The sequence below is a fragment of the Paenibacillus physcomitrellae genome (genome assembly GCF_002240225.1).
Taxonomy (GTDB): domain Bacteria; phylum Bacillota; class Bacilli; order Paenibacillales; family Paenibacillaceae; genus Fontibacillus; species Fontibacillus physcomitrellae.
On sequence record NZ_CP022584.1, the window covers coordinates 104,204 to 125,807 of the forward strand.

Consider the following 21,604-nt stretch of genomic DNA (forward strand, 5'->3'; position numbering starts at 1 on the left):
AAATAACAATGGCAGACATTATTCCTACAAATGTGAGCTGGCCGAATTATTCAGCTTCGAATGTACAAGGAGCGGCTGCAAAAGATACACAGTCACTTGGCAAAGACCAGTTTCTGAAAATTCTGATTACGCAGCTGCAGAATCAAGACCCTATGCAGCCTATGGAAGATAAAGAGTTTATAGCTCAAATGGCGCAGTTTACTTCGGTGGAACAGCTTGTCAATATTTCAAGCCAGCTGAATACCATGAGTTTGTCGCTCGGCAGCGTATCCAGTTTGATTGGCAAACAGGCGACTTGGATGCAGAACACTTCCGATTCTTCCGATTCATACGTCATTGACGGAAATACAACCAGTGATGACGGGGTCACCTTAAAAGGTATTATTGACGGCATTGTGATGCGCTCAGGCGTCCAATACGCCAAAATTGGCAGCAATGAAGTGCCTGTAACCGAGCTGCTGCAAATTGATAATCCTGAAGAATCTAACAATTCCAGTGAAGATGGTGGTCAGACGGATGCCCCAAGCAGCCAGAATCCATCGGGGAGCGGCTTATGAGTGATTCGTTTACAGTAGGCCGATTATATCCCGGACGATTGCAGCCTGTAACGTTATCGCAATCGCCTGTCAAGTCCAACTCAACTGCAGCGCAAGAGGGTCCTGCATCCTTTCAGAACATACTGAATAATGAGATGGTTCGGTTCAGCAACCATGCAGCCAAAAGGCTGGAACAGCGCGGAATTCAACTGCGTCCGGAGCAGCTGGGCAAAATCGGACAAGCCATCGATGACGCTGCTGCCAAAGGTTCCAAAGATTCGCTGATCTTAATGAAGGATATGGCCTTCATTGTCAATGTAGGAAATCGTACGGTTGTGACTGCTATGGATGGAAACAGTATGAAAAACAACGTATTTACGCAAATTGACAGCGCCGTTATTATCCAATAATTTTTTTTAGCTGGCCCGGTTACGGAGAGCTAAACTATAGTTTGCTGATCGACTGATGCAAACTTAAACAACCTTTTCTAGGGAGGAAACAAACCATGTTAAGATCCATGTATTCGGGCGTTTCAGGTATGCGGGGATTTCAAACCAAACTGGACGTTATCGGCAACAACATCGCCAACGTCAATACAGTCGGCTTTAAATCCGGCCGCGTTATGTTTAAAGATATTATGAGCCAAACCGTTTCGGGTGTTACAGCCCCAGTGGACGGTGAGTCTGCAGGCGTCAATGCAAAACAGATCGGTTTAGGTGTCTCTATTGGCTCTATCGATACGCTGCACACGGCCGGCAGTGCACAGACGACTAATAATCCGTTGGATCTTCGTCTGGATGGCGACGGATTTTTCCTGGTAAAGATGACGCCCGATCAAGAGGTGCCCTATTTAACACGAGCAGGGGATTTCCATATGGATGCGACAGGCAACCTAGTTACGTCCGACGGATTGTTTGTTTGTGATTCAGCTGGGGATCCAATCACGATCGACACAGAGAATGTTACAGCGTTCACTATTTCCCAAGACGGCACACTTGTTCAGAAACTGGCTGACGGCACTACGGAAAACGGCGTTCAAATTGGAGTTGGAAAGGTAGTGAATCCGGAAGGTCTTGAAAAAATCGGCGGCAACTTGTACCGTATGACACTCAACGCTAACCCTGATGGTGAACTTGAGCCGACAACGGCGAATAATGCGGAAGTGGGCACAGGAGCTATTGTTTCCGGGCAATTGGAAATGTCCAACGTCGATCTGACTGGCGAGTTTACGGAAATGATCGTGGCTCAACGCGGATTCCAGGCTAACTCCCGTATTATCACCACTTCTGATGAAGTGCTGCAGGAAGTCGTTAACCTGAAACGGTAGTTTAACTAAATAGTCGGGGAGGGGATACCCCTTCCCCGCAATTTCGGGAGGCGCCATGATTTCAGTTACCAGAATCAACGGAACATCATTTTGGGTAAACGCCATTATGATTGAATCCGTAGAAGAAACCCCGGACACTTACATAACCTTAGTGACCGGCAAACGTTTGATCGTTTTGGAGAAAGCGGCGGAGGTACTGCAGAAGATCCAAGAGTATTATAAGGAAATTGGCATGCATGCGGCTGCTATTAAAGTGCAACAAACGGAGGAATTATCATGAAGAAAATGTTTCCTTGGCTGATCACGATGCTGCTATCGATAACGCTGATCGTGCTGGCGGCATTCCTGATTGTCAGGCCCGGAACTACCCCGGCTGATGGAGAAACTTCTGCGAATAAGACGGAGACGAAACAAGCTCACAAATTATCCGCTGACGAGATTGTAAAAGTGACTTCCGTCATCGAAGGCATTAAAACCAACTTGTCCGATCCCAGCTACATTCTCAGCATTAATTTTGCGTTTCAGCTAAACAATGAGAAAGCCAAAGAAGCTTTTGATAAGATCGCAGAGTTCAAAGTGAAGCCGATTATTGTCAAAACGCTGGCAGAGAAAAAGCCGGAGGAGTTAACGGGAGCTAAAGGAAAAGACCAACTTTGCACGGAGCTGCTGAACCAAATCGATCAAGTGCTGCCGGAAGGAAGCTTGTCCCAGATTGAAATCACAGATTTCGTTATGTCCGCCATTTAGCATCATGTTTTAAGCTGCAAGTTTTGAAGGGGGTGAGATATTTTGGTAGACGTGTTATCGCAGAATGAAATTGACGCCTTGCTGGCGGCGCTCTCTTCAGGGGAAATGGATGCCGAAGAGCTTAAGAAAGAGGAAACCCAAAGAAAGATACGTTCCTATGATTTTAAGCGTGCCGTAAGATTTTCCAAAGACCATATTCGTAGCTTGACTAGAATTCATGAGAATTTTGCGCGTTATTTAACCACCTATTTCTCGGCCCAGCTTCGGACCTTTGTTCAGATTAATGTCGTTCAGGTAGAGCAGCTGCCTTACGATGAGTTCATCCGTTCGATTCCTAAGATGACGATTCTGAATATCTTTGAAGCAGAGCCGCTGGAAGGCCGGATGGTGCTTGAGGTTCACCCCAATGTGGCTTACGCGATGGTGGACAGACTCCTTGGCGGTACGGGTACAGCTCCTTCAAAAATCAATTCCTTGACGGAGATTGAAACCATTATTATGGAACGGATCTTCAGTCGGGCGTTTGAGAGCCTGCAGGAAGCGTGGAAGACCGTCGTTGACATCAGTCCCAGAATGGAAGGATTGGAGACGAACCCGCAGTTTATGCAGATCGTTTCCCCCAACGAGACGATCGCGCTTATTTCACTTAGCACCAAAATCGGGGACACTTCCGGCATGATCAACCTTTGTATTCCTCATGTCGTTATTGAACCCGTAATGCCAAAGCTCTCGGTCCATCACTGGTTTGTTTCTCAGAAGAAATCCAGAGCACCTGAAGAAGTAGAGGCTCTTCAAGCCAGAGTCAGCAAAGCGAATTTGCCGATCGTAGCCGAGCTAGGAGAGTCGAAGCTTACGATTCGGGAATTCCTAGGGTTGACCGTCGGCGATGTTATTTCTCTGGATAAGCCCATTAATGAAGGTCTTTCTATTCGTGTAGGGGATCGGCTGAAATACAGAGGCAGTCCTGGCACGCTCAAAGATCGGGTTGCTGTTCAAATTGATGAGATTCTCAGTGAAGGAGTTGAAGAACTTGACGAGTAAAGATTATTTGTCCCAAGAAGAGATTGATGCGCTTTTGAAACAAGCCAGTCAGGAACCATCTCCGGAACCTACGGTAGACGATTATTTGACTCCGCTTGAGCAGGACGCGCTGGGGGAAATCGGGAACATCACTTTTGGCAGCGCAGCAACAGCTCTATCGGCTTTGCTTAACAGAAAAGTGGATATCACTACTCCAAAGGTTTCCATTATTAAACGCTCCGAGTTTGATGAAGTGTTCCCAAAACCGCATGTAGCGGTTCATGTCACTTATGTAGATGGGTTTCAGGGGATTAACTCGCTCGTCATCAAGAAACGCGATGCGCAAATCATCGCCGATTTGATGCTGGGGGGAGAGGGCAATCCGGCGGATGAAGAATTGAATGAAATTCATGTTAGTGCTGTGCAAGAAGCAATGAATCAAATGATGGGTTCGTCTGCAACGTCGATGTCTACGATTTTCAACCGATTTGTAAACATCTCTCCGCCAGCCATTGATATTCTGAACGTGGAGAACGGAGAAGGCGTTTCGAACCTTCCGCCCGATGAAATTCTAATCAAAATCTCTTTCCGTCTGACTATCGGGGATTTGATTGATTCGACGATCATGCAGCTTCTTCCGGTGCAGTTCGCCAAAGAGATGGTGAGCAATCTGATTGGAGGCTCAGAACCGGAGCCGGCGGCATCCGTAAACGAGGTGGCTGCAGCCGTTGAAGCTCCTGAGCGCCCTGCTCCGGCATCTGCTCCAGAGCCGCAATATGAAGCTCCACAGCAATCGGCACCTGCTCAGGCTCAGCCTCAGGCGCCGCAAATGCCGTCTCAACAGGGGTATTATGATCCAAATGCAATGCCGCCAAATTACGGATATGCTCCGCCTCAGCATTACGGTGCCGTACCGGGGCGCAACATCAATGTCCAGCCGGTGCAGTTTTCCAATTTGCAGGCGCCGTCTTTCGATCATATTGAAGAAAATAATTTAAACTTATTGATGGACATACCCCTTAAAGTCACCGTAGAATTAGGTAGAACCCAAAAGCAAATCAAAGATATCCTGGAACTGTCACAGGGCTCTATTATCGAGCTAGACAAGCTGGCCGGCGAACCTGTCGACATTCTGGTAAATAACAAATTGATCGCAAAAGGTGAGGTAGTCGTAATTGACGAAAACTTCGGCGTTCGTGTTACCGATATCGTCAGCCAATGGGACCGTATACAAAAATTACAATAGAGAAGATCTCAGGAGGGACTATTTTCCATGGCAAACCGAATTTTGATTGTAGACGATGCAGCATTTATGAGAATGATGATCCGCGACATTTTGACTAAAAACGGCTTTGAGGTAGTAGGCGAAGCACAGGACGGATCTCAGGCGATTGAGAAATATAAAGAACTGCGTCCCGATTTGATTACGATGGACATCACGATGCCTGAAATGGACGGCATTGCAGCACTGAAAGAAATTAAGAAAATCGACGCTTCTGCAAAAGTCATCATGTGTTCCGCGATGGGACAGCAGGCTATGGTTATCGATGCGATTCAAGCAGGAGCAAAAGACTTTATCGTCAAACCTTTCCAATCTGACCGGGTTATTGAAGCGATCAATAAAACATTGGGCGCTTAGGATTCAACGGTTATGTTTATAGGATTAGCAGCATCGTCAACTGACGGGATGCCCGGTTATTCCAACCCAATAGGCAATGTATTTACGGTCATTGCAGTTTTGGCCGTTATTATTGTCCTCATCGTGTTACTGATCCGTTTTCTAGGAAACAGAAATGTAGCCATGTCCAAAAGTCGTTCCATCCGAACGCTGGGTGCGGTAGGACTTGGTCCGAATAAATCGGTTCAGGTGCTGGAAATCGGTGGTCGTATTTATGTCGTGGGTGTAGGGGAAGACGTAACGGTGCTCGATAAAATTCTGGATCCAGCAGAAGCTGCTCTGCTCGTTCAGAGTTTTGAAGAAGCAAGTCCTGATTTCGCCAATTGGACTTCTGCCGTTTCTTCTTTCGCTGCCCGCTTTCGGAAAGAAGAGCCTCCTGTGGAGGAAGAGATAGACGAAGCTGCTTTTCACGAGGTGTTTGAGTCAAAGCTGAGAAAGCTGCCGAATCGTAAACAGCAGGTGAAGGATATCCTGCAGGAGGATCAATCTACAGATCGGTTGAGGGACTCATGAAAAAGAAGTTTGCAATCATAGCTTTGCTTTTTATGCTATTCAGTGTTGTTTCAGTAACGGCATCCGCAGCCGATCCGATACCGGACATTCAGATACAAGTCGGCAATTCAGACGGAAAGCCGGGCACCAGCTCGCTTTCCATTCTGCTGCTTGTCACGGTGCTCAGCGTAGCACCGGCCATTTTGGTCTTGATGACCAGCTTTACCCGGATTGTAGTGGTGCTTGGTTTTGTAAGAAGTTCGCTTGGCACGCAGCAGGCGCCGCCCAATCAGGTATTGGTTGGTTTGGCGCTGTTTATGACCTTGTTCATTATGAGTCCAACGCTTTCGGAAGTGAACCAAGTCGCGCTCCAGCCCTATTTAAAAGGGGAGATCAGTCAGACGGATGCTCTGGAGAAAGCTGCTGTTCCTATGAAGCAGTTTATGTACAAGCATACACGCAACAAAGATCTGCAGCTGTTTCTGAGTTATACCAAGATGGAGCAGCCCAAAGCGGTTGAGGACATTCCGATTACGGTGCTGGTTCCGGCTTACGCGATCAGTGAACTGAAGACGGCGTTTCAAATGGGATTTATGATTTATATTCCTTTTCTAATTATCGATATTGTCGTGTCCAGCACCTTGATGGCGATGGGGATGATGATGCTTCCGCCGGTTATGATCTCGCTTCCGTTCAAAATATTGCTTTTTGTTTTGGTCGATGGATGGTATCTGGTCGTGAAGTCACTGCTCGAGAGCTTCGGCACTTCATAGCGAATCGACAGCATGTCAAGGAAAGAATCGAACTGGGGGTAACAAAGATGAATTCGCAATTTGTCATTGGACTGGCGGGTCAGGCCATTTATACGGTCCTCAAAGCCAGCGCGCCAATGCTCATTATTGCTCTGGTTGTCGGACTGATCATCAGTATTTTTCAGGCAACAACGCAAATTCAGGAGCAGACGCTCGCTTTTGTTCCTAAAATTGTGGCTGTTCTTGTCGCGATGCTTCTGTTCGGCCCCTGGATTCTATCAACGATGGTGGACTTTACTTATGGAATTTTAAATAATTTGTCCCGCTATATCGGATAGGAAAAGCGACCTATGGATATTATGCAGGCCTTACCTGTTTTCATGCTTATTTTTTGTCGAATCACCGCTTTTTTTGTTGTCGCACCTGTCTTTTCCGCAAGAACAGTGCCGAACACGTTCAAAGTGGGTTTTTCCGGTATTTTGGCCGTGTTAATTTTTTTGGTCTATGGAACGAAACAAACGGTTCCGACGGATTTAACTTTTATTCTGTTTATTTTAAGGGAAATCCTGATCGGGCTGCTGATGGGGTATGTGGCTACTTTAATATTTACAGTTATCACTATGGCCGGCGCTTTCCTAGATATTCAAATCGGTTTTGGTATTGCAAATGTGCTGGACCCGATGACAGGAGCATCGGCACCCGTTACGGGCAATTTCAAATATGCGATTGCCACTTTGTTCTTTCTGGGGATGAACGGTCATCATTATTTGATTCAAGCCATGCTGAGGAGCTACGATTGGATCCCTCTTTCTAACGACGTCTTTGCACGAACGGCTAATGGGAACATCAACGAGTTCCTGATCCATGCGTTCAGTCAATCGTTTATGCTTGCGTTTCAGCTCGCTGCTCCGATCATCGTTGCTTTGTTCCTGACGGATGTGGCCCTTGGCTTTCTGGCCAAAACGGCACCTCAGTTTAACATCTTCGTAATCGGCGTTCCGCTGAAAATTCTTGTCGGTCTTGTCCTTCTCCTAGTGTTTATGTCCAGTCTGGTGTATTCGTTTCAGCAGTTGTTTGAGACCTTGTTCAAAACGCTGGAGAACCTGATGGGGACAATGGGAAGCAGGCCTTAAGAAGAGGAAAGGAAGGAATGGCCTTGGCACTCCGTTATGTGCTTGATCTTCAGCTGTTTGCGGGAGAGAAAACCGAAAATGCAACGCCAAAGAAAAAGCAGGATGCAAGGAAAAAAGGCCAGGTTGCCAAAAGTAATGATGTTTCTGCGGCGTTTGTTTTACTCTCTTCCTTTTTTGCTCTGCTGATGTTCGGCGGTTATTACAAACAGCATTTGGTCGATCTGTTCAAAGATTTTTTTGTTAACCGGCTTACTTTCGATGTCACTTCGCAAAGCGTGATGACGATGTTTGGCAGTTTGGCGGTTCAAGTTGCCCTTATGCTGGCACCAATCTTTGGTGTAGTGTTGGTGGTCGGTATATTGGCTAATTATATTCAGGTTGGTTTTCTGCTTACAGGAGAATCCCTTAAGCCGAAGTTCAGTAAAATTGACCCGATTAAAGGGCTCAAAAATATTTTTTCAATGAGAAGCGTCATCGAACTTCTTAAATCGGTTTTTAAATTGATAGTTATCTTTGTTGTGGTTTATATCACCCTGGCCGATTCAAAAGATGAAATCTCAAAGCTGGGATATGTGAGTATAGAAGCTGCCTTTAATTATACGGCAAAAGTGACGATGGACCTTGGCATCAAGATCGGCGCAGCTTTGCTGGTACTGGCTTTCGGCGATTATATGTATCAGCGGTATTCACATGCTAAGAGCTTGCGGATGAGCAAACAGGACATTAAAGACGAATACAAGAAGATGGAAGGCGACCCGCTTATTAAAGGCAAAATTCGTGAACGTCAGCGTCGCATGGCCCTGCAGCGTATGATGCAGGAAATTCCGAAAGCGGATGTCATTATCACAAACCCTACGCATTTTGCTGTAGCGCTAAAATATGACGGAAACGAAATGGAAGCTCCGCAGGTGATCGCCAAAGGCCAAGATTTCGTGGCCCTTCGAATCAAGGAAATAGCCAAGGAGCATGGCGTTATAACGATGGAAAACAAGCCGCTCGCCCGCGCGCTGTTTCAAAGAACGGAGATTGGAGATTCCATTCCGGCTGATTTGTTCCAGGCGGTGGCCGAGGTTCTGGCCTATGTATATAAATTAAAAGGCAAAGTGAGATAGAAGGGATCGGAGGCGATACGAATGAAAATTAAAGATATTTCGATTCTGGTAGGAATCATTGGCATCGTCCTGATGATGATTCTTCCGATCCCGAAGACACTGCTTGATATTCTTCTAGTCATCAATATATCAATCGCGATGATGATTTTGCTTGTTGCTATGAACACAAAGGAAGCGCTGCAGTTCTCGATCTTCCCTTCCTTGCTGCTGATTACAACGATGTTCCGGCTTGCCCTGAATATATCGACAACCAAACTGATTTTGGGAGAAGGGGATGCCGGGCACGTTGTCCGGACATTCGGCAGCTGGATTTCCAGCGGACAGCCCGTTATCGGTTTCATTGTCTTTCTGATTCTGGTTGTCGTTCAGTTTATTGTGATCACGAAAGGTTCGGAGCGTGTGGCAGAAGTCGCTGCCAGATTTACTTTGGACGCTATGCCGGGTAAGCAGATGAGTATCGACGCCGATTTGAACGCGGGACTTATCAACGAGCACCAGGCGAAAGAGCGCCGCTCCAAAATCGAACGCGAAGCGGATTTCTACGGGGCGATGGATGGTGCAAGTAAATTCGTAAAAGGCGATGCCATCGCTTCGATTATTATTTTGTTCATCAACCTGATCGGCGGTTTCATCATTGGTATGGTGATGCATGGGATGGCCTTTTCCGATGCGCTTTCGACCTACTCGCTGCTGACGATCGGTGATGGTCTGGTCAGCCAGATCCCAGCGCTGCTGATTTCAACTTCCGCGGGTTTGATCGTGACCAGGGCGTCTTCCGACGGGAATTTGGCTGACGATATTACAGGCCAGCTGTTTGCTTTTCCAAAGCTGATTTATATCGTTGCCGCTATGATAGCGCTGCTGGGCCTCTTTACACCGATTGGGCCAATCGCGACTCTTCCATTGGCTGGGCTGCTTGCTTTTGCCGCAAGGCGGATGCAAAACAATTTCAGCAAGCAGGTTATTGAGCAGGAACAGCACGAAGAAGAGCAGCAGATCGAGGAGGTCCGCAGCCCGGAAAGTGTTATCAACCTGCTGCAGGTGGATCCCATTGAATTTGAGTTTGGCTATGGATTGATTCCGCTTGCGGATACTTCTCAAGGGGGAGACCTGCTGGACCGGATCATTATGATCCGCAGACAGTGTGCGCTTGAGCTGGGGCTCGTTGTGCCGGTGATCCGAATTCGCGACAATATTCAACTCAAACCGAACGAATATGTCATAAAAATTAAAGGGAATACCGTCGGTCGCGGGGAATTATTACTTAATCACTACCTGGCGATGAGTCCTGGATTTGACGATGATTCGATTACCGGGATTGATACTTTAGAACCGGCATTTGGTCTTCCGGCTTTATGGATTGATGAGCCGACGAAAGAGCGGGCCGAAATGGCCGGGTACACGGTTGTGGACCCTCCATCCGTTGTGGCGACTCATTTGACGGAAACGATCAAGAAGCACGCTCATGAGCTGCTTGGCCGTCAAGAAACGAAAGCTCTTGTGGATAATCTCAGAGAGAACTACCCGGTATTGGTGGACGAACTTATTCCGTCTGTACTGTCCATCGGCGATGTGCAGAAAGTGCTGGGAAAGCTGCTGCGGGAGAAAATTTCCATCCGGGACATGGTGTCGATTTTCGAAACGCTTGCTGATTACGGTCAGTACACCAAAGACCCCGAGGTGCTTACGGAATATGTCCGGCAGGCATTGTCCCGTCAGATTACCCAGCAGTTTACGAATCAGGGTGAAACGATGCAGGTAATTACCGTCGGTCCTTCTCTGGAGAAGAAAATAGCCGAAAGTGTCCAGCAGACCGAACAGGGCAGCTACGTAGCGCTTGATCCGGTGTCAACCCAAACGGTCTATCAGAAGTTGAACGAGCAGATTAACCGGTTGATCCAGTCCGGCCAGCAGCCGATTGTCTTAACTTCGCCGACGATCCGAATGTACCTGAGGCAAGTCATGGAACGAACTTTGCAGGACGTTCCGGTTCTCTCTTACAGCGAACTGGAGCCTAATGTAGAGATTCAAAGTGTGGGAGTGGTCAATCTGTGAGAGTAAAACGTTATATCGTAGAGACCATGCCAGATGCCATGCTCAGAATCCGCAAGGATTTGGGCGGTGACGCCGTTATCCTCAGTACCAAAAAGATCAAGGTCGGCGGTTTTCTAGGCATGTTTGGCAAGGTAAAGCTGGAGGTCATCGCGGGGGTTGATGAATCCGAAAGGACGGAACCCGCGCTCCGAAACAATTCTTCGGAACCCAAACGTGATGCCGTACGGACGGCAAGCCGCACGGATTCCGCTCCAACTCCACCTGGCGCCTATTCTAACGGTGCCGGACAGGAAGAGGGGAGAGGCAGAGCTGCGGAACCGCCTGTTGTCCGGCATTCACCGGCTGGCCAAGCCCAAACGGCTGGGCGGGTTGGCGCGCAGGCTTATCGCCGGACTGCTGATTTGGTGTCAGGCGTGAGTATTGAAGATACTCCGCAAGTTCAAGGCCATCCACAAACCCAAAGCGCATCGGCTGAAATCCTGCCGAAAGCGGATCCGGGCAGTCAGAATGGGCCAAACGCGGAGCAAGCTGGAAAGACAGCTTTGTGGATGGAGGAGTCTGCTGCTTCTATAGAAGTACCCGCAGCAATGCGAGAGGCAATAACCAAGGAAGCCAGTCATCCCAATGAGGATTTATTCAAAAGTTTGCTTTTGAATGACATTCAGCAAATGAAAACGATGATGAACAAACTAGCCCGGGAGCATAGTGATGAACGAATTTTGCCTGAACCGCTTGAGGGCATCTTAAATCGTTTGAAAGCGCAGGAAATCGATCCCGAGTTGGCTGAAAGCTGGATCAAGCCGGCTTATGAAGCCTGGGAGGCTTCAGGCGAAAGCTTGGGAGAGCTTGAGCTGAAACAGAAGGTTCGCGGAGAAATCGGCCGTTTTCTTGAAACACGCTTATCTGAAGGGATTGCCGATACGGCCAGGATGGTATATGTAGCGGGACCAACAGGCGTCGGCAAAACAACGACGATTGCCAAAATGGCCGCAGATCAAATTTTCCGCAAACAAAAAAAAGTAGGCTTTATTACCGCGGATACTTACCGGATCTCTGCCGTAGAACAGCTTAGAACTTATGCATCCATTCTAAATGTTCCACTCGAAATCGTGCAGTCGCCGGGCGACATGAAGAGGGCGGCCGCCAGATTGGAACACTGCGATTTGATCTTTATGGATACAGCCGGAAGAAATTATTTAAATGAGCTTTATGTGGCTGAATTGCATAGCCTTCTGGCGGTTAAGGAACAAAGCGAAACCTGTCTTGTGCTCAGCCTGACTTCAAAGTCCAAGGACATGAAGACGATCGCGGAGCATTTCTCCAAATACGGTTTGGACAAGGTCATCTTTACCAAACTTGATGAAACGGAAAGCTGTGGAGGCCTGTTTAATCTTCTTTCGGAATACCCGTTGAAGCTGCTTTTCCTGACCAACGGCCAAAATGTGCCGGATGATCTCGTTTCGGCTGACCAAGAGCTGCTGCTCAATATGCTTCTGGGAGATGAAAGTGTATGACGGATCAGGCAGAAGCTTTAAGGGCTCTCGTTCAGTCCCAGACCCTTCAGGAGAAGCAGGCGGAGCCTAAGGATCCGGTTAAATCCGCTAAAATCATCACGGTCAGCAGCGGGAAAGGTGGTGTCGGCAAATCCAACTTCACTTTGAATCTGGCTTTAGGGCTGCAAGCTTTGGGCAAAAAGGTGCTGCTCTTTGACGCAGATATCGGTATGGCCAATATCGACGTATTAATGGGCGTACGCCCCAAATACAGCCTCTACCATTTGCTTAAAGGGGAGAAAACCATTTCGGAGATTGTGGAATACGGGCAAAACGGGCTGCCTTTTATTGCCGGAGGTTCGGGGCTGGCAGACTTGTTTTCTTTATCGGAGCAGGACTTAGAGTATTTCACTTCTCAAATCGAGGCGATGGCCGGGGAAATGGATTTTATCCTGTTTGATACCGGGGCGGGTTTATCCAAAGAAACGTTTAATTTTATCACCGCAGCAGATGAATGTTTGGTCGTTACAACGCCGGAACCGACGTCGATCACCGATGCCTATGCTTTGATCAAGGTGGTTAGCGGCTCGCGTCCGGATGTAGCCTTCAGGCTGGTTATTAACCGGGCGGAGGGGGAGAAGGAAGCGCGGTTTGTAGCGGATAAAATTACGCTGGTCGCGCAGCGTTTTCTCGAGTTGAACATTCCTTTGCTTGGCTATATCCATGATGAACCTTATGTGGTGAACGCCGTCAAACGGCAAATTCCGTTTCTGGTGGCTTACCCCCACTGCTCGGCCGCCAAGGATATCCGGCAGATGGCCCAAGCTTTTGCGGAAGACAAAGAAGAAGTTAGACAGGAAGGCGCTTTGACGGGAATCAAGGGATTTTTACACAAGTGGCTTCGTACAAAATGATTCTTTACAAGAACAGAGGTGAACTATGAAACCTTATCGGATCTTGGTTGTCGATGATTCGCCTTTTATGCGCAAAATTATTACCGATCTTATTGAGCAGGACCCCGCTTTCTGGGTGGAACGGACTGCCGCAAACGGCTTGGAAGCCGTAAAGCTGATTAAGGAGCTGTCCCCGGATCTCGTCACGATGGACGTGGAGATGCCGGAAATGAATGGTCTTGAAGCGCTGAAAAGCATTATGCATGAACATCCGGTTCCGGTTATCATGCTTTCCGGCATAAATGAACAGGGGATGCGGGAAACCATCATGGCGCTGGAGCTTGGCGCTTTTGATTTCATCCGCAAACCATCCATTACCGGCAATACGCAGAGCATCGCCGAAATCGGAGAAGCGCTCCGCATGCAGATGCAGGCGGCCATGGCCAGCCGTGAAAGACGTCTGGCCAGGGAAGAAGCGCTTCGCAAGCGGGCGGAGGAGCCGAAGGTTCTTCCGCAAACCCAACCCAAATCCGCTGCAAAACCTGTAAAGTCCGCAAAACCCGCAAAATCAGAAACATCCGCACAGCTGCCTGAATCAATTGAGGGAAATAACGGAAGTGTTAACAATGCTGCGGTTCAAGGCAAGAAACGGAGCCAGACTGTCGAACCGGCTAAAGCGGCTGAATATAAGCCGGATCACCGCAGTTCGGTTAAGCCGGGGGGAGCTGCTGCAGGGAAGGAATCCTTGCTCAAGCCTAAGAAATTGCCGGAGGTTCCGGCAAAGGAGCGCCAAAAAGAGGGAGCACCACCTGCTGGAAAGCTAGCAGCAGCGGTTCCTGCGGCCGCTCCTGACAAAGGCGTGAACACGTCCAAAAGGAATGTTGTTCCGGGAGGGTTTCAGCATATTGTGGCTGTCGGCTGCTCGACAGGAGGACCCAAAGCGCTTAAAGTGCTGCTCGAGTCCATACCGGCAGAGTTTCCGGCTCCTATCGTGATTGTCCAGCACATGCCGCCGAACTTTACCAGATCTTTGGCGCAGCGCTTGAATAGTCTCAGCCCGATTACCGTGGTTGAGGCCGAAGAGGGAATGGTGCTGGAGAAAGGCACAGCATATATTGCGCCGGGCGGGGAACATACCCGGGTTAAGCTTGGGGACGACGGGGCCTGCCGAATTGCTCTTGGCAATGATGAGCTGAGAAGCGGGCACCGTCCTTCGGTCGATGTGCTGTTTGAATCCCTGCTGCCTCTTGAAATGCTGCAGAGACATGCGGTGCTGATGACGGGGATGGGCAGTGATGGAGCCAAAGCGATGAAACTGCTTTATGACAAAGGAGTAACCTCAACGATTGCGGAAAGTGAAGAAACCTGCGTCGTTTACGGGATGCCCCGATCTGCTGTTGAACTCGGCTGCGTCACTTCGGTGCTGCCGCTTCAAGATATTGCACCAAAATTAGTTCAAATCGTGAAATAACAACTGATCCCTTGAGGAGGTGCTCGCTATGGACATGAATCAATATTTATCCATGTTTATTGATGAGTCAAATGATCACTTGCAGTCCCTAAACGAAAACATGCTTGAGCTTGAGAACAACCCGGAAGACATTGCGATCGTTCAGGTTATTTTCCGATCGGCGCATACCCTAAAAGGCATGGCGGCGACAATGGGCTTTGAAGATTTGGCGTCTCTGACGCACCAAATGGAGAACGTCCTGGATTTGGTCCGAAATGAAAAGCTGAAGATGCAGGATTATATTTTTGACACCCTGTTTAAAAGCTTGGATGCCCTGCAGTCGATGGTGCAGGATATTATGGAGGGCGGCGAAGGAAAAGCCGATGTTACGTCTATTGTAGATAATCTCCAAGCGATTGTCCGGGGAGAGAAGCCGGGAGCGGCTGCGGCGGCTAGTTCGGCGGGAGCCTCGTCCGCAGAGAGCACCTTGAAAGCGGCGCTTGAGCTTGACGAATTCCAGCAGTCCATTTTGGAGCAGTCCATCGGTGAAGGTCACAAAGCTCATTATATCGAAGTATCGATTCGTGAAGATTGTCAATTGAAAGCAGTACGTGCATATATGGTGTTTGATCTTCTGGAACGCTTCGGGGAAGTAATTAAATCTTATCCGACGGTACAGGACATTGAGCAAGAAAAGTTTGATAAAAGCTTCTCCTTGTATTACATAACTCAGAAGGATGCCGATGACCTCCAAGGCATGATCATGAATGTTTCGGAGATCGGTTCAGCAGTTGTGACGCCCCTAGACAAAGAATCTTTGGTTCAGTTGACCTCTTCGGCGAGCAGTCAAGCGGCAGCGACCGTTGAAGCGCCGGAAGCCCCGGCGGCGGAAGCGGCTCAACCTGCAGGAGCAGCGGCATCGAAGCCGGCGGCAGCGCCGGTCCAGGCCTCTAAAGAGGCGCCTGCCAAGAAACCTGCAGCTGGGGGAGGAACGCCTGCGCCCTCCCGGACGATCCGCGTTGATATCGAACGTCTGGATGTACTCATGAACCTGTTCAGCGAGCTGCTGATTGATCGTGTTCGTCTGGAGCAGCTGGCGGGAGAAATCAAACGCAATGATTTGACCGAAACGGTTGAACACATGACGCGGGTCAGCGCAGATTTGCAAAATGTTGTTTTGAAGCTGCGCATGGTTCCTGTGGATACTGTATTTAACCGGTTCCCGCGCATGGTACGTGATCTGGCTAAATCCCTGAACAAAAAAATCGACCTGGTGATTACCGGCGCGGAAACAGAGCTGGACCGTACGGTTATCGATGAAATCGGCGATCCGCTTGTTCATTTGCTCAGAAATGCGGTTGACCACGGAGTAGAAACGATCGAAGAGCGTGTGGCTTCCGGCAAACAGGAAACAGGCACCATTCACCTGAAAGCCTTTCACAGCGGCAACCATGTCTTTATTGAAATTACCGACGACGGACATGGCATCGATCGCGAGCGTGTAGCGGCCAAAGCCATTAAGAATGGCATTCTTACGCAAGAGCAGGCCAATGCGATGAGCGATGACGAAGTGGCACTGCTGCTGTTCGCTCCAGGCTTTAGTACGGCGGAGAAAATCTCCGATATTTCCGGACGCGGGGTAGGCCTGGATGTCGTCAAATCCAAGATCGAGTCTTTGGGCGGCACAGTGCTGGTTACATCGACGCTTGGACAAGGCTCCAAGTTCTCTGTACAGCTTCCGCTTACCTTGTCCATCATTTCGGCTATGCTGATCAAGACGGGCGACGAGAAATATGCGATTCCGCTGTCTTCGATCGTGGAGACGGGCTTAATCAAACGTTCCCAAATTCGCGAAGTTCATGGTTACAAAATGATTCCTTACCGGAATTCCAATATTCCAATTATGTCTTTAAAACAGATTTTTGATATTCCCGGCTTTGATGAGGAGAATGAAGAGGAAACCGAAATCGTCGTTATCCGCAAAGGGGATCGCGTAGCGGCCCTGACGGTCGAGGAATTTATTGGCCAAAGCGAGATTGTGATCAAGAATTTGGGCAAATATCTGCCTTCGGTTGAAGGCGTTGCCGGTGGAACCATTCTCGGTGACGGTCAGGTCGCTTTGATCATTGATCCTAACGCCTTTATCAAGTAGCAGGGATGTTGGATAGTAGCATTCGATTGATAAGATGAGGAGGAATTAAGCATGGGACAGGAATTAAAAGTTATTGTATTTAAATTGGGCTCAGAAGAATACGGGATTGATGTAGACAAGGTGGAAACGATTGAACGTATACTGCCGATTACTCGAGTGCCTAAAACCTACGCTTTTGTAAAAGGGGTGGTAAACCTTCGTGGTGTGGTCATTCCGGTTATCGATTTGCGTGGACGTTTTGGTCTGCCTGAAACGGAGCCGACCGATCAGACTCGTATTATCATTGTAAATGTAGAAGATATGCAGGTCGGCTTTATCGTCGATTCGGCGAACGATGTTATTGATCTGGATACAGATGTTATCGATACGCCGCCGGAAGTGGTTGGCGGAATCAAGGCGAAATATCTGGACGGAGTTGCCCGTATTTCGGATGATCGTCTTCTGATCATGCTGAACCTGTCCGAAGTGTTGAACAAAAGTGAGATTATTCAGCTTGAAGGTATTGAGGCTTAAGGTTGAAAGATTTGTTTAAAGGGTTTGCCGATTTTAAAATGGACGTGCTTAAGGAAGTCGGTAATATCGGCGCGGGCAACGCCGCTACGGCTCTATCGCGTCTGCTGGACAAACCCATTGATATGGCTGTGCCCAAAGTCCAAATGCTTCCGTTTGATGCAATAGCGGACAAAGTTGGCGGGGCTGAAAATATCGTTTTGGCTGTATTCTTCCGGGTTGAAGGAGAGGCGCCGGGCAATCTGTTTTTCATCTTGACCCCGGAGGCGGCCAAGAAACTGCTGCACCGTCTTGCCGCCATTGAAATATCGGATGATGAGAGCTTTTCGGAGATGGAATGGTCGGCCATCTCCGAAATCGGCAACATTTTAGCCGGTTCCTACCTGTCCTCTCTGGCCGATTTCACCCGACTGAGCATGAATCCCACAGTTCCCGCGGTTGCGATGGATATGGCCGGCGCTATTTTGAGCTATGGACTGCTTCAATTCGGCGAAATGGGGAATGACGCGCTGTTGATTGACACTACCTTCATTGAGGGGCAGCATGAAGTAGAGGGCCAGTTTTTCCTAATACCGGATCCTGAATCGTTCGACCAAATCTTTTCTGCTTTAGGAGTGCCGGCGGAGCATGATTGAAGAGCAGCCAGTCGTTAAAGTCGGAATGGCTGAGATGGGAACCGTCTGTTCCCATGGTTTGATCCGGACCACCGGGTTAGGTTCCTGTGTCGGCCTCACTTTATTTGATCCGGAGATGCATCTGGCAGGGATGGCGCATGTGATGCTTCCTTCATCAGATATCGCCAAAGAAGGTTCATTGAACTTGGCGAAATATGCGGATACAGCCATACCCGCTCTGTATCAGCAGCTGCTGCAGATGGGGGCATCTGCCCGGCGTCTGGTCGCCAAAATGGCGGGAGGTTCCCAAATGTTCGCTTTTGCGGGCGGCAGTGATACGATGCGAATCGGTCCGCGCAACGTGGAATCGTGCAAGGTCTGCCTGAATGAGCTGGGAATTCCCCTTCTTGGGGAAGATACCGGCGGAAATTTTGGCAGAACCATCGAACTGGATTGTCAAACGGGTATATTGTTTATACGCAGTGTACAAATGGGGATAAAGGAATTGTAGTTATGGCAGGAAAAATGCTTTTTAACTGGTTGTTTGGCGCTGTTGGTCTGGTACTGACGTTTCTCGTTTCTTCATCTCATAACTTATTCATCACTTCATTAATACGGAGCCTTATTGCTTTCGTAATTTGGTTCCTTCTGGCTTTCGCCATTCGCTGGATGTTGGGTCTGTCCAAAGCAGACCCCGTTTCCATAGAAGAAAGTGAACGATCCGATAGCGAAGAGGCAGAAAAAGGACTCCGAGTAGATTTAACTACGCCGGACGAACAAGAAGCTATAAACGAAATGCTGAAACCCTCAGAGAGCAAGGCATCCGAGAAAAGCCAGGGAACGGCGATGTTTGAGCCTCTGAATCCTCCGCGTCTCGTTAAAACCGCTGACCGGGATCCTGAAGAGCTAGCAAAAGCTGTCCGTCACCTGACAGAAGACTAGAGAGGGTGAAATTTAGTGAGCGAACGAAAAAGTTCTCCTCTCGGCCATGCCGATTTATGGGAGAAGTGGAAGGAAAATGGCGATTTAGAAGCGAAGAAAGAACTGATAGAAAAGTATTTAAATATTGTTGACTATGTTTCCGGCCGTTTAGCTGTGGGTCTTCCAAGGAATATTTCCAAAGATGACCTGTTCAGTAACGGAGTAATGGGTCTTATGGATGCCATTGAGAAGTTTGATTACAAGAGAGGTCTCCAATTTGAAACTTATGCTTCCTGGAGAGTCAGGGGAGCAATTCTTGACGGTCTTCGTCAAGGAGACTGGGTTCCGCGATCAGTCAGAGAGAAAGCAAAAAGAATTGAAGAAGGTTATCAGAAGCTTGAGCAGAAATATTTGCGGACGGTGACCGACGAGGAAATGAGTGAGTACCTCGAAATTTCAGAGAAAGAGTTTCAACAAATGCTTCAGGATGTTGCGGTCATGACGCTTTGCTCCCTGGAGGATCCAATCCGCGAGGAAGAATCCGAAACCCGGATGTCGATGCTGATTGACGACAAAGCCAAAAATCCGGACCATAAAGTCCGTGAATTTTTTCTACAGGAATCATTAACTAAAGGAATCGAGAAGCTGACGGAGAAAGAACGAACCGTTGTCTCATTATTATATTACGAAGACCTTTCCTTGAGTGAAATTGCCGAAGTCATGTCCTTGTCTCCTTCTCGTATTTCACAGCTTCATTCGAAAGCGATATTGCGGCTTCGTGCTACTCTGGAGAAGAGCAGAAATTTATTAATGCAGGAGGATTAATGTTCATGTATTAGAAATGCACGTATCGGAAGTCATTGGGAGGGGGAATGGGTAGTGAAGGAGCTTGCGGATCTTGAAAAGTTAGTAAATGTTACGATGTCGGATGATAAATTGAATGCTTATTTGGAATTATCAGAAATGACTAGTGAAGTTCATATTAGCGAAGATCAGCTGCTTAAATTCATTCAAGCGAACGGCATCCATTTTGGTATACAAACAGAAAACGTCCAGCGGATCGTCAAAAATCCGGAGGATTATTCTCGAAGTCGCACCCCTATTGCTTTTGGAGAGTCGCCCCAGGACGGGATAGACGGAAAAATCAATTACACCTTCGATTTGCACAGCAAAGGCCTGCAGCCTTTGGAGACGGAAGACGGCAAAGTCGATTACAAGGAAGTTACCCGGCTTAATAATGTGACCAGGGGACAGCTGATCGCCACGCGTATCCCCCCGCTGCCAGGCCGGCCGGGAAAGGATGTTTCCGGTCAGGAAATCCCTTTTAAGCCCGGCAAAGAGGCTCGTTTTAAAGTAGGCAAAAATGTCGTCGTCACCGGAGAAAACGAAGCCATGTATGCGGCGATTGACGGCCTGGTAACTTTGACAGACAAAGGAAAGATTAATGTTTTTCCTGTCTATGAAATCAATGGGGACGTGGATTACAGCATTGGCAATATCAATTTTGTCGGGACAGTGGTTGTCCGCGGAAATGTTTTGACCGGATTTAAAATCGTGGCCTCCGGAGACATTCGAGTTACGGGAGGCGTCGAAGGCGCTGAGCTGGAGGCTGAGGGATCGATTGAAATCGCAGGCGGCATTATCGGTTATAATAAAGGTTTGGTCAAAGCCGGTCACAATGTGAAAAGCTCGTTCATTCAGGACGGCAACGTAGAGGCCGGAGAAAATGTCGTGGTGTCGCAAAGCATTATGCATTCCAATGTCAGAGCGGGCGCCGGAGTTCTGTGCAACGGCGCAAAAGGATTGATTGTCGGCGGACATATCCAGGCAGGTGAAACGGTAGTCGCCCGGACGATCGGCAATCCTATGTCTACCAATACGGTAATTGAAGTAGGTGTACTTCCGGAGCTCCGGAATGAATTGACTCAGCTGCGTGAGCAGCTGAAAGAACTCGTTGTATCGCTGGACAAAACGGAGAAAGCCTTAGTCCTGCTTGATCAGTTGGCTTCACAAGGAAAGCTGTCGTCCGACAAATTGGCGATGCGTTCAAAGCTCTCTTTGTCCAAAAAGTCTTCTGCCAAAGAACAAACCGAACTTAAAGAACGCATTCTCGAGATCGAGAAGACGCTGGAGGATACCGGCAGGGCTAAAGTGAAGGTCATCAAAACGATTTACGGAGGCTCCAAAATTGTGATCGGTAGATACACCAAATTTATCAAAGATCCGATAACGAATATGAGCTTCTCTTATAGTGATGGTGATATCAGCATGACTGCTAATATATGAAGCGTAAATCAGTTCAAAAGTGCTAGCATTGCCTTTTTATCGACCTGGATTTGAAAGCGTTACAAGCTCCAGCTTCTAAACTTCTTTTTCGGGGTGAGAGTTATGGATCTAAAGCCGGTAGAATTGCAGATAGCTGTACCCCGGACAAGTGATGCGGGGCGGATTCAACAGGAGCAGCAGTTTAGGCCGACTGTTGATCAGCAGCAGCTAGGCGCTCAGAATATCAAGGACAGTGAGCTGCGAAGAATAAGATCCAGTGAAGTGGATGACTCTCCGAAATCGGAGCTTCGGGATCATGAAAGCTCTGACTCTGCCAGCTCCGGTGAACGTCAGGAAGGCCGTACATCAGCTGAAGAGAAACCAGGCTCGCAGTCGGAGCCGCATTTAGCGGAGCATCCTTATAAAGGAAAACATATTGATTTCTCTTTCTAAT

The 21,604-nt window shown here is 48.3% G+C and carries 25 protein-coding genes; all 25 read left to right on the top strand.

Features of this window, described 5'->3' with window-relative positions; translation table 11 throughout:
- Positions 1–8: 8 nt before the first annotated feature.
- The 25 genes from CBE73_RS00515 to CBE73_RS00635 all read left to right on the top strand — a co-directional run bounded on the left by CBE73_RS00515 (position 9) and on the right by CBE73_RS00635 (position 21,603).
- Positions 9–557, top strand: coding sequence for a flagellar hook capping FlgD N-terminal domain-containing protein (locus CBE73_RS00515; RefSeq protein ID WP_094092522.1), 549 nt, complete (start codon positions 9–11; stop codon positions 555–557).
- Positions 554–946 (top strand): TIGR02530 family flagellar biosynthesis protein, encoded by a 393-nt coding sequence (locus CBE73_RS00520; protein ID WP_094092523.1) that lies wholly within the window; start codon positions 554–556, stop codon positions 944–946. The genes CBE73_RS00515 and CBE73_RS00520 overlap by 4 nt, the downstream gene beginning before the upstream one ends.
- 95 nt (positions 947–1,041) lie before the next feature.
- Positions 1,042–1,863: a flagellar basal body rod protein FlgG gene (gene flgG / locus CBE73_RS00525; RefSeq protein WP_094092524.1), complete on the top strand. Its 822-nt coding sequence runs from the start codon at positions 1,042–1,044 to the stop codon at positions 1,861–1,863.
- Positions 1,864–1,918: 55 nt separating this feature from the next.
- Positions 1,919–2,143 (top strand): flagellar FlbD family protein, encoded by a 225-nt coding sequence (locus tag CBE73_RS00530; RefSeq protein ID WP_094092525.1) that lies wholly within the window; start codon positions 1,919–1,921, stop codon positions 2,141–2,143.
- Positions 2,140–2,610 (top strand): flagellar basal body-associated FliL family protein, encoded by a 471-nt coding sequence (locus tag CBE73_RS00535; RefSeq protein WP_094092526.1) that lies wholly within the window; start codon positions 2,140–2,142, stop codon positions 2,608–2,610. The genes CBE73_RS00530 and CBE73_RS00535 overlap by 4 nt, the downstream gene beginning before the upstream one ends.
- A gap of 42 nt (positions 2,611–2,652) precedes the next feature.
- Positions 2,653–3,651 carry a flagellar motor switch protein FliM gene (gene fliM, locus CBE73_RS00540; protein ID WP_094092527.1) on the top strand — a complete coding sequence of 333 codons (999 nt, stop codon included), beginning with the start codon at positions 2,653–2,655 and terminating at the stop codon, positions 3,649–3,651.
- The gene (gene fliY / locus CBE73_RS00545) at positions 3,641–4,876 is read left to right on the top strand and encodes a flagellar motor switch phosphatase FliY (protein ID WP_094092528.1); all 1,236 of its coding nucleotides are present in this window, start codon (positions 3,641–3,643) and stop codon (positions 4,874–4,876) included. Before fliM ends, fliY begins: the two co-directional genes overlap by 11 nt.
- A gap of 27 nt (positions 4,877–4,903) precedes the next feature.
- On the top strand, positions 4,904–5,269 hold the full coding sequence (locus tag CBE73_RS00550) for a response regulator (protein WP_068694617.1): 366 nt from the start codon (positions 4,904–4,906) through the stop codon (positions 5,267–5,269).
- Positions 5,270–5,281: 12 nt separating this feature from the next.
- On the top strand, positions 5,282–5,821 hold the full coding sequence (locus CBE73_RS00555) for a flagellar biosynthetic protein FliO (protein WP_094092529.1): 540 nt from the start codon (positions 5,282–5,284) through the stop codon (positions 5,819–5,821).
- 32 nt (positions 5,822–5,853) lie between these two features.
- Positions 5,854–6,573 (top strand): flagellar type III secretion system pore protein FliP, encoded by a 720-nt coding sequence (gene fliP / locus CBE73_RS00560; RefSeq protein ID WP_425320412.1) that lies wholly within the window; start codon positions 5,854–5,856, stop codon positions 6,571–6,573.
- A gap of 47 nt (positions 6,574–6,620) precedes the next feature.
- Positions 6,621–6,890: a flagellar biosynthesis protein FliQ gene (fliQ, locus tag CBE73_RS00565; protein WP_094092531.1), complete on the top strand. Its 270-nt coding sequence runs from the start codon at positions 6,621–6,623 to the stop codon at positions 6,888–6,890.
- Between the two features lie 12 nt (positions 6,891–6,902).
- The gene (gene fliR, locus CBE73_RS00570) at positions 6,903–7,685 is read left to right on the top strand and encodes a flagellar biosynthetic protein FliR (RefSeq protein WP_094092532.1); all 783 of its coding nucleotides are present in this window, start codon (positions 6,903–6,905) and stop codon (positions 7,683–7,685) included.
- A 17-nt stretch (positions 7,686–7,702) separates the two neighbouring features.
- Complete coding sequence (gene flhB / locus CBE73_RS00575; protein ID WP_094092533.1) at positions 7,703–8,797, top strand: flagellar biosynthesis protein FlhB; 1,095 nt, start codon at positions 7,703–7,705, stop codon at positions 8,795–8,797.
- A gap of 21 nt (positions 8,798–8,818) precedes the next feature.
- Complete coding sequence (gene flhA / locus CBE73_RS00580; RefSeq protein ID WP_094092534.1) at positions 8,819–10,852, top strand: flagellar biosynthesis protein FlhA; 2,034 nt, start codon at positions 8,819–8,821, stop codon at positions 10,850–10,852.
- Entirely contained in the window at positions 10,849–12,366 is a 1,518-nt protein-coding gene (gene flhF, locus CBE73_RS00585) for a flagellar biosynthesis GTPase FlhF (protein ID WP_094092535.1), read from the top strand. The genes flhA and flhF overlap by 4 nt, the downstream gene beginning before the upstream one ends.
- Positions 12,363–13,259 (top strand): MinD/ParA family protein, encoded by an 897-nt coding sequence (locus CBE73_RS00590; RefSeq protein WP_094092536.1) that lies wholly within the window; start codon positions 12,363–12,365, stop codon positions 13,257–13,259. The genes flhF and CBE73_RS00590 overlap by 4 nt, the downstream gene beginning before the upstream one ends.
- A 25-nt stretch (positions 13,260–13,284) precedes the next feature.
- Entirely contained in the window at positions 13,285–14,709 is a 1,425-nt protein-coding gene (gene cheB / locus CBE73_RS00595; protein ID WP_094092537.1) for a chemotaxis-specific protein-glutamate methyltransferase CheB, read from the top strand.
- A 28-nt stretch (positions 14,710–14,737) separates the two neighbouring features.
- Positions 14,738–16,840, top strand: a complete 2,103-nt coding sequence (locus CBE73_RS00600) for a chemotaxis protein CheA (protein ID WP_094092538.1) — start codon at positions 14,738–14,740, stop codon at positions 16,838–16,840.
- 51 nt (positions 16,841–16,891) lie between these two features.
- A complete protein-coding gene (locus CBE73_RS00605) occupies positions 16,892–17,353 on the top strand; it encodes a chemotaxis protein CheW (RefSeq protein WP_094092539.1) in 462 nt (153 codons plus the stop codon).
- Between the two features lie 38 nt (positions 17,354–17,391).
- On the top strand, positions 17,392–17,985 hold the full coding sequence (locus tag CBE73_RS00610; protein WP_094096045.1) for a chemotaxis protein CheC: 594 nt from the start codon (positions 17,392–17,394) through the stop codon (positions 17,983–17,985).
- Positions 17,978–18,475, top strand: a complete 498-nt coding sequence (locus CBE73_RS00615; RefSeq protein WP_094092540.1) for a chemotaxis protein CheD — start codon at positions 17,978–17,980, stop codon at positions 18,473–18,475. Before CBE73_RS00610 ends, CBE73_RS00615 begins: the two co-directional genes overlap by 8 nt.
- A gap of 2 nt (positions 18,476–18,477) precedes the next feature.
- Positions 18,478–18,906 (top strand): hypothetical protein, encoded by a 429-nt coding sequence (locus CBE73_RS00620; RefSeq protein WP_094092541.1) that lies wholly within the window; start codon positions 18,478–18,480, stop codon positions 18,904–18,906.
- Positions 18,907–18,921: 15 nt separating this feature from the next.
- Entirely contained in the window at positions 18,922–19,710 is a 789-nt protein-coding gene (locus CBE73_RS00625) for a FliA/WhiG family RNA polymerase sigma factor (protein WP_094092542.1), read from the top strand.
- A gap of 54 nt (positions 19,711–19,764) precedes the next feature.
- Positions 19,765–21,171: a flagellar assembly protein A gene (locus CBE73_RS00630; protein ID WP_373286370.1), complete on the top strand. Its 1,407-nt coding sequence runs from the start codon at positions 19,765–19,767 to the stop codon at positions 21,169–21,171.
- Positions 21,172–21,273: 102 nt separating this feature from the next.
- Entirely contained in the window at positions 21,274–21,603 is a 330-nt protein-coding gene (locus CBE73_RS00635; protein WP_094092543.1) for a hypothetical protein, read from the top strand.
- Position 21,604 lies beyond the last annotated feature (1 nt).